Raw genomic sequence first — 13,453 nt, forward strand, 5'->3', positions numbered from 1 at the left:
TCCCGTCCACTCCGCCAGTTTTGCCAGAGGCGCCGGAAACGGCGCCTTTGTTTTGCAGCGGCGCTCCGGCCATGTCCGGACGGACGCAGGTTCCAAGGTTCGAAGCGCGGGCTTCGGCGCTCGGGTTTCGAGGCCGCGGCGACCCGCTTCCGGCTTCATCGTTCCAGTTTCGATATGCAGTTTCAAAACAGCGGAGTGGTAGTTCAGTCGGTTAGAATGCTGGCCTGTCACGCCGGAGGTCGCGGGTTCGAGTCCCGTCCACTCCGCCAGTTTTACCGAGGCGCCGGAAACGGCGCCTTTTCTTTTGCCCGCGGCGGGCCCGGTCGGGGCGGGTGTTCGTTTTGCTGCGCAGCATGCCCCGCGCCGGTGGCGGGCGCCCCTGGCACGGCGCCCGCCGTCCCTGCGGCCGCCGGGACGGCCGGATTGCGACCGGCGTCGCCGGCCTCCGCCCGCCGCCCGGAACCGCGCTAAACTGTCCGGCTTACGACTGAACGCGACCCGGAACATGCTGCAGACACTTCGCGACAAGACCTCGGGCTGGATCGCCACGGTGATCCTGGGCCTGCTGATCATTCCCTTCGCCTTCGTCGGCATCGAGCAGTACCTGGTGCAGCGGGTGGACAACGCCGTGGCGCGGATCGAGATGGCGCCGTCGTGGTGGCGTTCGGCGCCGTCGTGGTGGCCGGTCTCGATGCTGTGGACCAAGGCCGCGGTCGAGCGTTCCGAATTCGACGAGCGCTTCCAGCGCGAACGCGACCGTCGCCGCGCCGCCGAAGGCGAGGCTTTCGACGCGCGCGAGTTCGAGAAGCCGGAAAACAAGCGCAAGGTGCTCGACCAACTGATCGACGAGCGCGTGCGCATGCTGGTCGCCGAAACCGAAGGGCTGTCGGTCGCCGACGGCGCCGTGGTCAAGACCATCCAGGCGGTGCCCGAATTCCAGGACGGCACCGGCAAGTTCAGCCAGGAGCGTTACCTGTACGGCCTGCAGATGCGCCAGCCGCCGCAGTCGCCGACCGAGTTCGAGCAGTTCGTGCGCGATCGCCTGATGGAGAACCTCATCGTCGGCAACGTCGGCGAGAGCAGCTTCCTGACCCAGGCCGAGATGGATCGCCTGATCAAGCTGATGGGCGAGCGCCGCGACGTCAGCCTGCTGCTGATGCCGCCGCCGGCCGCCGATACCGCCGAGGTTTCCGCCGCCGAGATCCAGAAGTGGTACGAGGGCCACGGCAAGGATTTCCGCGCGCCGGAAAGCGTGATCCTCGAATACGTCGAACTGACCGGCGCGACGCTGCCGCCGCCGGGCGCGCCGACCGAGGCTTCGCTGCGCAAGCGCTACGAAGACGAGAAGAGCCGCTTCGTCGCCGAAGAGCAGCGCCTGGTCTCGCACATCCAGATCAACGTCGCCGCCGGCGCCGACGCCGCGGCGCAGAAGGCCGCCGAAACCAAGGCCGCGCAGATCGCCGCCCAGGCCAAGGCCGCCGGCGCCGACTTCGCCGCGCTGGCGCGCGCCAACAGCGAAGACCTCGGCTCCAAGGCGGTCGGCGGCGACCTGGGCTGGATCAACAAGGGCACCTTCCCGGGCGCGTTCGAAGACGCGATGTTCAAGCTCAAGGTCGGCGAAGTCAGCGCGCCGGTGAAGGACGAGTCGGGCTGGCACGTGATCCTGGTGCGCGAGGTCAAGGCCGGCCAGGTGCAGCCGTTCGAGGCCGTGCGCGAGACCCTGCTGCGCGAAGAGAGCGAGACCTCGCGCGAGCGCGCCTTCAACGACTTCTCGGCCAAGCTGGTCGACATGGTCTACAAGAACCCGACCTCGCTGGCCGAGCCGGCCAAGGCGATGAACCTGGCGGTGATGAAGACCGGTCCGATCACCCGCGACGCCGCACTCAACAACGGCGGCATCGGCGCCAACCCGGCGGTGATCCGCGCCGCGTTCTCCGAGGCGCGCCTGCAGGACAACACGGTCAGCGATCCGATCGAGATCGGCCCGGAGCACAGCGTGCTGATCCGAGTGGTCTCGCATACCCCGGAACGTGCGCTGCCGCTGGCCCAGGTGCGCGACAAGGTGATCGCCGCGGTGCGCGCCGACCGCGCCGCCAAGGCGGCCGAGCAGGAAGCGCAGGCGCTGCTGGCGCGCGTCAACGCCGGCGAAACCCTGGCCGCGGTCGCTGCGTCCAAGCAGTTGCCGGCGCCGGAAGTGGTGCCGAACGTGGCCCGCGGCATGCCGCTGCCGACGCCGGAAGTGGCCGAGGCGATCTTCGCCCTGAAGGCGCCGGCTGCCGGCAAGTCCAGCGCCGGCAAGGCGGTGCTGCCGGACGGCCGCGTCGCCCTGTTCGCGGTCGACAAGGTGGTGCCGGGCAACAAGGCCGACATCCCGCCGGCGCAGTTGGACATGATGCGCACCCAGATCTCGCAGCTGGGTGGTTACGAGGAAGGCCGCGAGCTGACCTCGGAGCTGCGCAAGCGGGTCAAGATCCAGGTGATCGACGACAACCTGCGCTGATCCGCGGCGCGCAGAACGAGAAAGGCCCGGCTTGCGCCGGGCCTTTTTTTGCGCTTGCGCTCGCCACCGCGTGCCGCCCGCGGCGGGGCGGCACGGCGAGCCGCCGGCCTACAGCGGGCCGCGTTCCCAGGGGCCGGTGATGGCGAAGGTGATGCCCGGGGTCTGCATGTTGACGAACAGGATGCGGCCGGCCGGGTCCCAGCAGGCGCCGCAGAACTCGCTGTCGCGGTAGTCGCCTTCGGCGATGTTCTTGCCGGCGTCGGCGATCTGGGTCGAAGTCAGCTCGGCGTTGTTCTTGCACAGATAGAACGACTCGCCGGCGCGGGTCAGGCCGATCAGGCGCGTGCCCGGGCCGTACTCGTCGGGGCTGCCGGCCGGCGCGGCGTCCGGGTCCTCGCACAGCACCACGCCGCCGCGCGCGTTGACGGTGATGTTGTCGGGGTTGTGCGCGGCGAGTTGGTGGTTGCTGACGAACAGCGCGCGCAGGCGTTGGGTGAACAGGTCCAGCACCCACACCGCGCCGTTGCCGCGGCCCTTGCGGCCTTGCGCGTCGACGCCGCTGCTGGTGTCGACGATGAACATCTTGCCGTAGCTGTACCAGATGCCTTCGCCCCGGCTCATGCGCAGGCCGCCTTCGCTCCAGGCCTGGGCGAACGGGCCGCTGAGGGTGTCGTTGCCGCCGATGTCGGGGAAACCGCCCGGGGCCAGGATCGAATCCAGGTCCGGATCGGGGATGTCGACCCATTCGAGCTGGAACTCGTTGCCGATCGCCGCGGTGGTCAGGTCGGCGTTGCGCTTGCCGCGCACGCGCGCGGCCTGCAGCCGGCCGCCGTGTTCGAGCGAGCCCGGACGGCCATAGCGGTCGTGGGGAATGAAGCGGTACAGGCCGGACTTGTTGCGGTCGTCTTCGGTCAGATAGACGATGCCGGTGCGCGGATCGATCGCCACCGCTTCGTGGCTGAAGCGGCCCAGGCCGATCAGCGGCCGGCCGGTGGTGCGTTCGCTGCGCGGATCGACTTCGAACACATAGCCGTGCTTGCGGCCGGTGCTGGACACGGCATTGCTCTTGATCTCCTCGCAGGTCAGCCAGGTGCCCCACGGGGTCGGGCCGCCGGCGCAGTTGACCATCGTGCCGCCGAGGCTGGCTTCGACGCTGTCCCAGCCGCCGCCGTGGCGGCCGCCGTCGAAGCGGTAGCGCAGGGTGGTGGTGCCGCCGCCGGGCTGGCCGCCGGAGACCGTGCCGGTGTCGTACATGCCCGGCGCGCGGATCGGCGAGTTGCCGGCGCCGCGCTCGTGATTGCGGATCAGCACCAGCTCGTGACTGGCGTGGCCGCGGCCGTGCGGGCGATGCGGGACGCGACGCGCGGCGACCACCGCCATGCCGTCGTGGCGGTCCGGACAGGGCCGGCCGTCGGCCATGCGGTCGCCGCTCCAGGCGAAGGAGCGATAGCTGAAGCCGCGCGGCAACTGCAGCAGCGGCAAACCGGTGGCGAGGTCGGCGACCGGCGCGAGCGGGCCGTAGCGGCTCGGCACCGGAGCGATGCGGCTGGGGTCGGTCGCGGCATCGGCCTGGCGCGAGTACAGCGCGCCGAGACTGCCGATCGCGCCGACCGCCATGGCGGCAGCGCTGCTCTTGATGACCTGGCGGCGGGAGGGATCGAACGCATCCATCGGGATACTCCTGCGGGGCTGGGGGCGGGGGAACTGAGCACCCTAGGCCGGCGCGGTAACCGGAATATGACAGTCCCGCCCAGGCGGGACCGCGATCGCGCGCTTGGCTACCATGCGCGCATGAAAAGCAGATTGATCGCGGTCGGCGAGCGCGCGCCGCGCTGGGTCGCCGAAGGCTTCGGCGAATACCAGAAACGCCTCTCGCATTGGCTGCCGCTGGAGCTGGTGGAGATCGAGCCCGGCCTGCGCGGCAAGGGCCGCGACGCCGCGCGCGCGACCCAGGACGAGGGCGCGCGCGTACTCGCCGCGTTGCCGAAGAACGCCTGCGTGGTGGCGCTGGAAGGCCGCGGCCGGTTATGGACTTCGGAACAGCTGGCGCAGCGCCTGGAACATTGGCGCGGCCAGGGCCGCGACCTGGCGTTCCTGATCGGCGGCCCGGAAGGCCACGCCCCCGACGTGCTCGCCCGCGCCGACGAACAATGGTCGCTGGGCCCGCTGACCCTGCCGCACATGCTGGTGCGCCTGGTCGCGGCCGAGCAGCTGTACCGGGCGGCGGCGTTGTTGGCCAATCATCCGTATCACCGGGCTTAGGCCCGGTGACGGGATTGGGGATTCGGGATTGGGGATTCGTAAGAGCAGGAGCAAAAAGCCGGCGAGCTGCTTTTGCCAATCCCAAATCCCCAATCCCGCAACAGCGAAAACCCGGGCAAGGCCCGGGTTTTCGCTGTTGCACACGCGCGTCAGCGCGCGCTCACTGCGCCAACTTGAATTCGATCGGCACCCGGCCGCGGGCCTGCACCGGCTGGCCGTCGCGCATCGCCGGCTGGAAGGTCCAGCGGCTCAGCACCACCCGGCGCGCGGCCTGGTCGAGGATGCGGTGGCCGCTGCTGCGGACCACGCTGACGTCGAGCGGCTTGCCGTCGACGCCGACCAGGATCTCCAGTTCGACCACCCCGGTCAGGTTGTCGCGCACCGCCTGCGGCGGGTAGGGCGGGGCGGGGTTGTTGAGGGCCTGCAGGCTGGCGCCGGTCTGGATGCCCGGGTCGCTGCCGGCCGGCGGGTCGGCCTTGGCGACCTGGATCTGCGGTTGCTCGATGCCGGCGAAGTCGGTCGGCGCCGGATCGGGGTGGTCGACCACGATCGTCGGCGGCTGCTCCTGTCGCACCGGCTGGGTCACCGTCGGCGGAGCGGGCTTGCGATTGATCGGCAACGATTCTTCGATGACCGGAGGCGGAACCGGCTTCGGCCGCAGCGGAATCTGGATGATCGGGTCTTCGTCGACCGGCGGCAGCAGCAGCTTGGGGGCGCTCAGCGGCGCCAGCAGCAACAACAGCATCACCGTGTTGAAGGCGATCGCGCCGGTGTTGCCGGCGATGCGCACGCCGTCCAGCGGCTGGCGGAGCTGGGAAGAGGGAATCGCACGAACCATGGGCTTCCTCCTTGGATGATCGACACAACGACAATCAACGTGCGCCTACCGCGAACGGGGTCGAATCTGAAGCCGGCTTTCGATCACAAACTGCTCCGTAGGTTTGCCAAACGCAAGCGGTTCTCGTTTGCGACTTTGGTCGTGAGGGCCGGATGCATCGGCATCCAATCCTCGACGCAGATCGCCGGCGGATCGCGGACGATGCTTGCGCGATTGCTGCAACGAGATCGCCGATGCGGGCGCCGGCGGCGTTGGGGTTTGGCTGAATGGCAGGCAACGAAGCGCGTCGGCCTGGGCCGTCGGCCACTTGCGGCCGCGTCGCTCGCCAACGCCTAAAACGACGAGGCCCGCTCGCGCGGGCCTCGTCGGGTCGGTCGTGACGGCCGCCTCGGGGCGGCAGGACGGCAGCGGCGGCGCCGCTCAGTCCTGGGCCGGGTCGGTGCCCGGCGCGGGCTTGCGTTCCAGGCCGCCCTCGTCGGGCGACGGCGGTTTGCGCCCGGGGCGCTGCGCATCGTCGCGGTCGCGCGGTTGCGGCTCGGGGTAGCCCGGCGCGCGCGCCGGCTTGCCGTCGGGTCCGCGCGGAGCCTGCTTGTCGGCGCCGGCCACGATCACTTGCCCAGTTCGAACACCACGTCGAGGTTCATCGACAAGGTGTTTTCGCCCGGCGAGACCGAGGTGTCGGCCGCGGCGCCGGCCTTCTCCATGCGCATGGCCATCATCGGCATCGGCATCGGCGGGGCGAAGCGGCCGCCCTCGCTGACGCTGACGATGCGGCGCACCTTCATGCCCAGGGCCTTGGCGTACATCTCGGCGCGGGCCTGGGCCTTCTCGATGGCGCCGCGGCGGGCTTCGTCGAACGCGGCTTCCTTGTCCTTGTCGTCCAGGTCGAAGCTCGGGCCGTTGATCTGGTTGGCGCCGGTGGCGACCAGCGAGTCGAGGATCTTGCCGACCTTGGAGATGTCGCGGATGACGATGTTGACGTTGTTGTTGGCCTGATAGCCGGTGATCTGCGGCGGCTGGTTTTCCTGGTAGCGGTACTGCGGGTTGAGGTTGATGCCGCTGGTCTGGATGTCGCGCTCGGCGATGCCGGCGGCCTTGATCGCGGCCACGACCTTGGCCATCTGCTCGGCGTTGGCGCGCATCGCCGCGTTGGCGTCGGCGGCCTGGGTGACCACGCCGGTGGAGACCGTGGCGATGTTGGGAGTGCGCTTGGCCTGGGATTCGGCCGAGACCGACAACAGGGTGCCGTCGGTGGCGACGTAAGGCGTGGTCTGGGCGGACGCGGACATGGCGGTGACGGCTCCGAAGGCGAGGAAGGCGGCCAGCGCCAGCGGGCGCAGCGAAGCCGAGCGGGAAGCGGGACGGGGGGCGGAGACGGCGGGGGGCATCGTGCGGGCGGAACGCTGGAACGGCGACCGGATCATGTGGAGCTCCTTGGGTGACGAGGCTAGGGTCTTGCTGAACTGGTTAACGAACCGTGATTCGTGACGGGGTTTGCGCGAGCGAATGTCGGCTGGCGCTCAGTCAGCGCGGGTTATGCTTCCGCGCATGCTCTATCTCGCCTCCCAGTCGCCGCGGCGACGCGAATTGCTGGCCCGCCTGGGCCACGAATTCGGCCTGCTCGAACTCGACGTGCCCGAACAGCGCCAGCCCGGCGAACCGGCCGAGGACTACGTGCGCCGGGTCGCCCGCGAGAAGGCCGGGGCCGGCCTGCTCAAGGTGGTCGGCAACCCGGCCGCGGTGGTGCTGGGCTCGGACACCGAGGTCGTGCTCGACGACGAGGTGTTCGGCAAGCCGCGCGACGCCGCCGACGCGGCGGCCATGCTCAGGCGCCTGTCCGGCCGCACCCACCGGGTGATCTCCGCGGTCTCGCTGGTCTCGCCGGCGCGCGAGGCCCAGGCCGTGTCGGTGTCCGAAGTCAGCTTCGCCGAACTCGACGAGGCGACCATCGCCCGCTACGTGGCCGGCGGCGAACCGATGGGCAAGGCCGGCGCCTATGCGATCCAGGGCGCGGCCGAGGCCTTCGTGACCCGGCTGTCCGGCAGCTACTCCGGGGTGATGGGGCTGCCGCTGTACGAAACCGCGCAGTTGCTGCGCCAGTTCGGGCTCGGCTAGCCCGCGCGGCGCCGGCCGCTTCCGTCTCCCCCGTACCGTTGTTTTTCGCCGCCCCCGCCGCCCTGGACCCCGCGCCGCCCCATGACTGAAGAAATCCTGGTCAACGTCACTCCGCGCGAGACCCGCGTCGCCGTGGTCGAGAACGGCATGCTGCAGGAACTGCACATCGAGCGCGGTTGGCGCCGCGGCGTGGTCGGCAACATCTACAAGGGCAAGGTGCAACGGGTCATGCCCGGGATGCAGGCGGCGTTCGTCGAGATCGGCCTGGAACGTGCCGCGTTCCTGCACGCCGCCGACATCGTCAAGCCGAACCAGAGCGGCGAGAGCGAGGGCGACGAGGCGCCGCTGCCGCCGACCCCGACCCGGCCGATCGCCGAACTGCTGCGCGAAGGCCAGGAGATCGTGGTCCAGGTGGTCAAGGACCCGATCGGCAGCAAGGGCGCGCGCCTGACCACCCAGCTCAGCATTCCCTCGCGCTACCTGGTGCTGTTGCCGCGCACCCGCGTAGTCGGGGTCTCGGCGCGGATCGAGGACGAGGGCGAACGCGCGCGGCTCAAGAGCCTGGTGACCTCGCTGGCGCCGTCGGCCGAACACCATGGCTACATCGTCCGCACCAACGCCGAAGGCCAGCCGGAAGAGGCGCTGGCCGAGGACATCGCCTACCTGAGCCGGGCCTGGTCGCTGATCGCCGAGAAATCGCGCAGCTGCAAGGTCGGCGAGCGCGTCTACGAAGACCTGAGCCTGCCGTTGCGCGCGGTGCGCGACCTGATCCGGCGCGACGTGGAGAAGGTCAAGGTCGACTCGCGCGAGACCTGCGAGCGCCTGCGCAGCTTCGCCGCCCAGTACATGCCGGGGCTGGCGGAGAAGATCGAGCACTACACCGGCGCGCGGCCGATCTTCGACCTGTACGGGGTCGAGGACGAAATCCAGCGCGCGCTCGACAAGGAAGTGCCGCTGAAGTCCGGCGGCTACCTGGTGATCGACCAGACCGAGGCGATGACCACCATCGACGTCAACACCGGTTCCTTCCTCGGTCAACGCAACCTCGAGGAAACCGTTTACCGCACCAATCTGGAGGCGGCGCAGTCGGTCGCCCGGCAACTGCGGCTGCGCAACCTGGGCGGCATCATCATCATCGACTTCATCGACATGACTGACCTGGAGCACCGCCGCCAGGTGCTGCGCCAGCTCGAGAAGGCGCTGACCCGCGATCACGCCAAGACCACGGTGTACGAATTCTCGCCGTTGGGCCTGGTGGAGATGACCCGCAAGCGCACCACCGAAAGCCTGGAGCGCCAGCTCAGCGAGCCCTGCCACGAATGCGGCGGCCGCGGCACGCTCAAGACCCCGGAAACGGTGACCTACGAGATCTTCCGCGACATCGTCCGCCAGGTGCGCCAGTTCGACGCCGCGCGCCTGCTGGTGATCGCCTCGCCCAAGGTGGTGGCGCGGATCACCGACGAGGAATCCGCCGCGGTCGCCGAACTGGAGGAATTCCTCGGCAAGTCGATCCGCTTCCAGGCCGACGACCAGTATGCGCAGGAGCAGTTCGATGTCGTGCTGCTCTGAGGCGGGGATTGGGGATTTGGGATTCGGGATTCGTGAAAGCGGGTCGGGGCGAGCCTGCGACCGACGCGGGTCGACCGTGCTTTTGCTTCTGCGAATCCCCAATCCCCAATCCCCAATCCGGTCAGGACGCGGAGCGGCGCGCTGATGCCCACCCCCCTGCGCCGCCGCCTGCGCATGGCCCGTCGTGGCGCCTTCTATGGCGTCGCGATCGTGCTGGTGCTGGTTGCGGTGTTGCTGGGGGCGGCGAGCCAGGTGCTGCCGCTGGCCGAGAGCCATCCCGAGCAGGTCGCGCAATGGCTGAGCCAGCGCGCCGGGCGGCCGGTGGCGTTCGATCGGGTGCAGACGCAGTGGACCCGGCGCGGGCCGTTGTTGCGCCTGGACGGATTGCGCATCGGCGAAGGCGCGCAGGCGTTCACCATCGGCGATGCGGAAATGTTGGTGTCGGTCTACGCCGGCCTGCTGCCGGGGCAGTCGTTCTCCGAGCTGCGCCTGAAGGGCCTGGATCTGACTCTGGAGCGCGCCGGCGACGGGCGCTGGAAAGTGCGCGGTTTGCCCGGCCAGGACAGCGCGCCGCAGCGCGATCCGCTGTCGGCGCTGGAAGGCCTGGGCGAGCTGCAGGTGATCGACGGCAAGCTGGCGGTGATCGCGCCCAGCCTCGGCGTCGAAGCGCGCATTCCCAAGATCGACCTGCGCCTGCGCGTGGACGGGCCGCGCGTGCGTGCCGGCGCGCGGGTGTGGCCCAGCGTCGGCGTCGCCGGGGCGCCGTCGACGCCGCTGGACGCGGTATTGGATTTCGACCGCCGCCGCGGCGACGGCCGCGCCTACGCCGGCGCCACCCGCGCCGACCTCGCGGGCTGGTCGCCGCTGCTGAAACTGGCCGGAATCCGGATCGAGTCCGGCCAGGGCCGCGCCGAGGCCTGGGCCGAGTTGCGCGGGCACCGGGTCGCGGCGGTGACGGTGTCGGCCGCGCTCGACCGGGTCGGCCTGCGTGCCGAGCGTCACGGCGCCCACGCCGATGCCGCGCCGGCGCGGACCGAATTCGAACATGTCGAAACCCTGTCGTTCTGGCGCCTGACCGAGCAGGGCTGGCGCTACGACGCGCAGCGCCTGCGCATCGGCAGCGGCGAGCAGGTGCAGACCCTGGACGGGCTCGCCGTCGCCGGCGGCGAGCGCTATGCCTTGCGCGCGCCGCGCATCGACGCCGGCCCGCTGATCGCCGTGGTCGCGCTCAGCGACGCCTTGCCCGAACGCCTGCGGCATTGGCTAGAGACTGCCAAGCCGCGCGTATCGCTGAGCGAGATCGCCGTGAACGGCCGCCGCAACGGGCCTCTGTTCGCCAGCGGCCGGATCCAGGCGCTGGGCTTCGACGCGGTCGGTTCCAGCCCCGGGCTGCAGGGCCTGTCGGGACGCTTCGAAGGCGATGCCGACGGCTTCGTGCTCGACCTCGATCCGGCCTCGCCGATGCGTTTCGACTGGCCGACCGGTTTCGGCGTGGCGCATACGGTCAGCCTCGACGGCCGCGTCGGCGGTTGGCGCGAGGGCGCCGGCTGGCGCATCGGCACCACCGCGCTGCGCGTGCAGGGCAAGGGTTTCGGCGTGCGCGCGCGCGGCGGCCTGTGGTGGCAGGGCGACGGCACCCGACCGTGGATCGACATCGCCGCCGACCTGGACCCGACCCAGGTACCGGTCGCCAAGGGCTTCTGGATCCGCGACAAGATGTCGGCGCATCTGGTGCATTGGCTCGACACCGCCTTGGTCGGCGGCCGCCTGAGCGATGCCCATGCGGTGATCTCCGGCGACCTCGACGACTGGCCGTTCAACCGCAACAACGGCTTGTTCGAGGCCAGCGCCCGGCTGGAGGGCGCGGTGGTGAAGTTCCAGCCCGAGTGGCCGGCGGTGGAAGGGCTGGACGCCGACGTGCGCTTCGTCGCCGACGGTTTCAGCGTCATCGGCAACGGCCGCATGGCCGGGGTCGGCGTGCGCCGGGTCGAGGCCGGCATCGATCGCTACAAGGACGGCCGCCTGCGCGTCGAAGCCGACGGCGCCGCCGATGCGGCGCAACTGGTGGCCCTGCTCAAGCACAGTCCGCTGCAGAAGGACCATGCCGACACCCTGAACAACGTGCGCGCCAGCGGCCCGGCCCAGGTCGGTTTCGAAATGGAACTGCCGCTGCGGCCCAACAGCCAGACCCGCATCGCCGGTACGGTCGCGCTGGACAACGCCAGGCTGGCCGACCCGCGCTGGAAGCTGGCTTTCGAACAGGTGCGCGGCCGCGCCGAATACGGCCGCGGCGGTTTCCGCGCCGAAGAGCTGGCGGTGCTGCACGAGGGCGCGCCGGGCAAGCTGTCGCTGCGCGCCGGCGACGAGTACGTGCGCGACCGCGGCAACGTGTTCGAGGCCGCGCTCGACACCGCCTCCGGCGCCGACGAACTGATCGCGCGCGGCCCGGACGAACTGGCCTGGCTAAAGCCCTACCTGGACGGGCGCTCGCTGTGGACCGCGGCGATTTCGATTCCCAAGAGCCCGGGCGCGACTACCGCGGTCAAGGCCACCGGCGTGGCCGCGCCGGCGCCGACCGTGCTGCGCCTGCAATCCAACCTGGTCGGCACCGCGCTGAGCTTCCCCGCGCCGCTGGCCAAGCCGGCCGCGGCGAGTCTGCCGACGACCGTCGAAACCCCGTTGCCGCTCGGCAGCGGCGATGTGCGCGTATCGCTGGGCAACGTGCTGGCGGTTCGTGCGCGCACCGTCAACGGCCGCACCGGCGTGCGCGTGGCGCTGGGCAGCAACCGGGTCGACGAGGCGCCGCCGGCCGCCGGCCTGATCGCCACCGGACGCGCAGCGCAGCTCGACGCGGTCGACTGGATCGCGCTGGCCCACGGCGACGGCGGCAGCGGCGAGGGCGGCGGCCTGGCCTTGCAACGCATCGACGTCAGCGCGCAGCAACTGCAGTTGATCGGCGGCAACTTCCCCGACACCCGCATCATCGTCGCCCCGGCGCCGCGCGGCGCGACCGCGGTGCGTGCCGAAGGCGCGGCGCTGGAGGGCGCGGTGCTGATTCCGGGCGGCGAGGGCGGCGCCATCGCCGGCCGCTTCGCCCGCGTGCATTGGCGCGCGCCGGCGCCTGCAGGCGGCGCGGGGCCGAATGCAAGCGCGAGTGCGGCGGCGCCGGCGCACGCCGCGAGCGCGGGCCAGGATCAAGGCATGCACCCGGCGCAGATTCCGGCCCTGCTGCTCGACATCGCCGACCTGCGCGTCGGCGACGCGCCGTTGGGCCAGGCCAGCGTGCGGACCCGGCCGACCGCGGCCGGCATGCGCATCGAACAGATCAGCACGCGCGCGCCGAAGCAGGCCATCGACCTCAGCGGCGACTGGACCGGCCGCGGCGCGAACGCGCACACGCATCTGAACCTCAGCGTCGACAGCGGCGACGTCGGCGCGCTGATGAACGGTTTCGGCTTCGCCAACCAGATCGGCGGCGGCCGCGCCAAGGCCAAGTTCGAGGCCGGCTGGCCGGGCAGCCCGGCTGGCTTCGCCCTGGGCTCGCTCGAGGGCAGCCTGACCCTGGATGCGCGCGACGGCCGCCTGCTGGAGATCGAGCCCGGCGCCGGGCGCGTGCTCGGGCTGCTCAGCGTGGCCCAGCTGCCGCGCCGGTTGACCCTGGATTTCCGCGATCTGTTCTCCAAGGGCTTCGCCTTCGACCGGATCGGCGGCACGGTGCGCTTCGGCAACGGCAGCGCGCGCAGCGACGACCTCACCATCGACGGCCCGGCCGCGGCGATCTCGATCCGCGGCGCCGCCGACCTGCGTGCGCAGCGCTACGATCAGACCATCGAAGTACGGCCTAAGGCGGCCAACGTGCTGACGGCGGTGGGCGCGCTCGCCGCCGGCCCGGTCGGCGCGGCGATCGGCGCGGCCGCCAACGCAGTGCTGCAGCGTCCGCTGGGCAGCCTGGCTTCCAAGACCTACCGGGTCACCGGGCCGTGGAAAGAGCCCAAGGTCGAAGTGGTCACCCGCGAACAGACCCGCGCCGCCGCCACGACGCCGCCGGCCGGCTGAACGCCGGCCGCGACAGGGGCCGCCGGGATTGATCGGCGGCCCTCACGCCACCATCTGTCCTACGTTCCCGTTGCGCAGGGGCGCGCGATCGGCGTTTTTCGCCGTCCGCCCGT

The 13,453-nt window shown here is 70.8% G+C and carries 9 protein-coding genes and 1 tRNA gene; 6 read left to right on the forward strand and 4 right to left on the reverse strand.

The features are described 5' to 3' along the window. The first annotated feature begins 192 nt into the window (after positions 1 to 192). Both TX83_RS14925 and TX83_RS14930 read left to right on the forward strand, forming a co-directional pair. Positions 193 to 269, forward strand: a tRNA-Asp gene (locus TX83_RS14925). A 236-nt stretch (positions 270 to 505) separates the two neighbouring features. Further along, the gene (locus TX83_RS14930; protein WP_064748761.1) at positions 506 to 2,500 is read left to right on the forward strand and encodes a peptidyl-prolyl cis-trans isomerase; all 1,995 of its coding nucleotides are present in this window, start codon (positions 506 to 508) and stop codon (positions 2,498 to 2,500) included. A 108-nt stretch (positions 2,501 to 2,608) separates the two neighbouring features. On the opposite strand, the gene TX83_RS14935 is transcribed toward TX83_RS14930, so the two are convergent. Beyond that, positions 2,609 to 4,171 carry an alkaline phosphatase PhoX gene (locus TX83_RS14935; RefSeq protein ID WP_064748762.1) on the reverse strand — a complete coding sequence of 521 codons (1,563 nt, stop codon included), beginning with the start codon at positions 4,169 to 4,171 and terminating at the stop codon, positions 2,609 to 2,611. Between the two features lie 120 nt (positions 4,172 to 4,291). Between TX83_RS14935 and rlmH the strand changes: the two genes are divergently transcribed. Then, positions 4,292 to 4,762 (forward strand): 23S rRNA (pseudouridine(1915)-N(3))-methyltransferase RlmH, encoded by a 471-nt coding sequence (gene rlmH, locus TX83_RS14940; RefSeq protein ID WP_064748763.1) that lies wholly within the window; start codon positions 4,292 to 4,294, stop codon positions 4,760 to 4,762. A 160-nt stretch (positions 4,763 to 4,922) separates the two neighbouring features. Here the strand turns inward: rlmH and TX83_RS14945 are convergent, their stop codons facing one another. The 3 genes from TX83_RS14945 to TX83_RS14955 all read right to left on the reverse strand — a co-directional run bounded on the left by TX83_RS14945 (position 4,923) and on the right by TX83_RS14955 (position 6,988). Continuing rightward, the gene (locus TX83_RS14945; RefSeq protein WP_064748764.1) at positions 4,923 to 5,600 is read right to left on the reverse strand and encodes an energy transducer TonB; all 678 of its coding nucleotides are present in this window, start codon (positions 5,598 to 5,600) and stop codon (positions 4,923 to 4,925) included. Positions 5,601 to 6,020: 420 nt separating this feature from the next. Next, the gene (locus tag TX83_RS14950) at positions 6,021 to 6,212 is read right to left on the reverse strand and encodes a hypothetical protein (RefSeq protein ID WP_064748765.1); all 192 of its coding nucleotides are present in this window, start codon (positions 6,210 to 6,212) and stop codon (positions 6,021 to 6,023) included. After that, positions 6,209 to 6,988 carry an SIMPL domain-containing protein gene (locus tag TX83_RS14955; RefSeq protein WP_064748766.1) on the reverse strand — a complete coding sequence of 260 codons (780 nt, stop codon included), beginning with the start codon at positions 6,986 to 6,988 and terminating at the stop codon, positions 6,209 to 6,211. The genes TX83_RS14950 and TX83_RS14955 overlap by 4 nt, the downstream gene beginning before the upstream one ends. A gap of 160 nt (positions 6,989 to 7,148) precedes the next feature. Here TX83_RS14955 and TX83_RS14960 point away from each other — a divergent pair, with 160 nt between their 5' ends. The 3 genes from TX83_RS14960 to TX83_RS14970 all read left to right on the forward strand — a co-directional run bounded on the left by TX83_RS14960 (position 7,149) and on the right by TX83_RS14970 (position 13,340). Continuing rightward, positions 7,149 to 7,715, forward strand: coding sequence for a Maf family protein (locus TX83_RS14960; protein WP_064748767.1), 567 nt, complete (start codon positions 7,149 to 7,151; stop codon positions 7,713 to 7,715). A gap of 81 nt (positions 7,716 to 7,796) precedes the next feature. Then, entirely contained in the window at positions 7,797 to 9,284 is a 1,488-nt protein-coding gene (gene rng / locus TX83_RS14965; RefSeq protein ID WP_064748768.1) for a ribonuclease G, read from the forward strand. Positions 9,285 to 9,428: 144 nt separating this feature from the next. Beyond that, positions 9,429 to 13,340 (forward strand): YhdP family protein, encoded by a 3,912-nt coding sequence (locus TX83_RS14970; protein ID WP_064748769.1) that lies wholly within the window; start codon positions 9,429 to 9,431, stop codon positions 13,338 to 13,340. Positions 13,341 to 13,453: the final 113 nt, after the last annotated feature.

It is taken from the genome of Lysobacter antibioticus HS124 (genome assembly GCF_000336385.2).
GTDB classification, from domain to species: domain Bacteria; phylum Pseudomonadota; class Gammaproteobacteria; order Xanthomonadales; family Xanthomonadaceae; genus Lysobacter; species Lysobacter firmicutimachus.

Excerpts from the sequence above, each read along its gene's own strand:
- TX83_RS14955 (WP_064748766.1), bottom strand. The coding sequence starts at position 6,988 with ATGCCCCCCGCCGTCTCCGCCCCCCGTCCCGCTTCCCGCTCGGCTTCG.
- TX83_RS14945 (WP_064748764.1), bottom strand. The coding sequence starts at position 5,600 with ATGGTTCGTGCGATTCCCTCTTCCCAGCTCCGCCAGCCGCTGGACGGC.
- TX83_RS14935 (WP_064748762.1), bottom strand. The coding sequence starts at position 4,171 with ATGGATGCGTTCGATCCCTCCCGCCGCCAGGTCATCAAGAGCAGCGCT.
- TX83_RS14960 (WP_064748767.1), top strand. The coding sequence starts at position 7,149 with ATGCTCTATCTCGCCTCCCAGTCGCCGCGGCGACGCGAATTGCTGGCC.
- TX83_RS14930 (WP_064748761.1), top strand. The coding sequence starts at position 506 with ATGCTGCAGACACTTCGCGACAAGACCTCGGGCTGGATCGCCACGGTG.
- TX83_RS14970 (WP_064748769.1), top strand. The coding sequence starts at position 9,429 with ATGCCCACCCCCCTGCGCCGCCGCCTGCGCATGGCCCGTCGTGGCGCC.
- rng (WP_064748768.1), top strand. The coding sequence starts at position 7,797 with ATGACTGAAGAAATCCTGGTCAACGTCACTCCGCGCGAGACCCGCGTC.
- rlmH (WP_064748763.1), top strand. The coding sequence starts at position 4,292 with ATGAAAAGCAGATTGATCGCGGTCGGCGAGCGCGCGCCGCGCTGGGTC.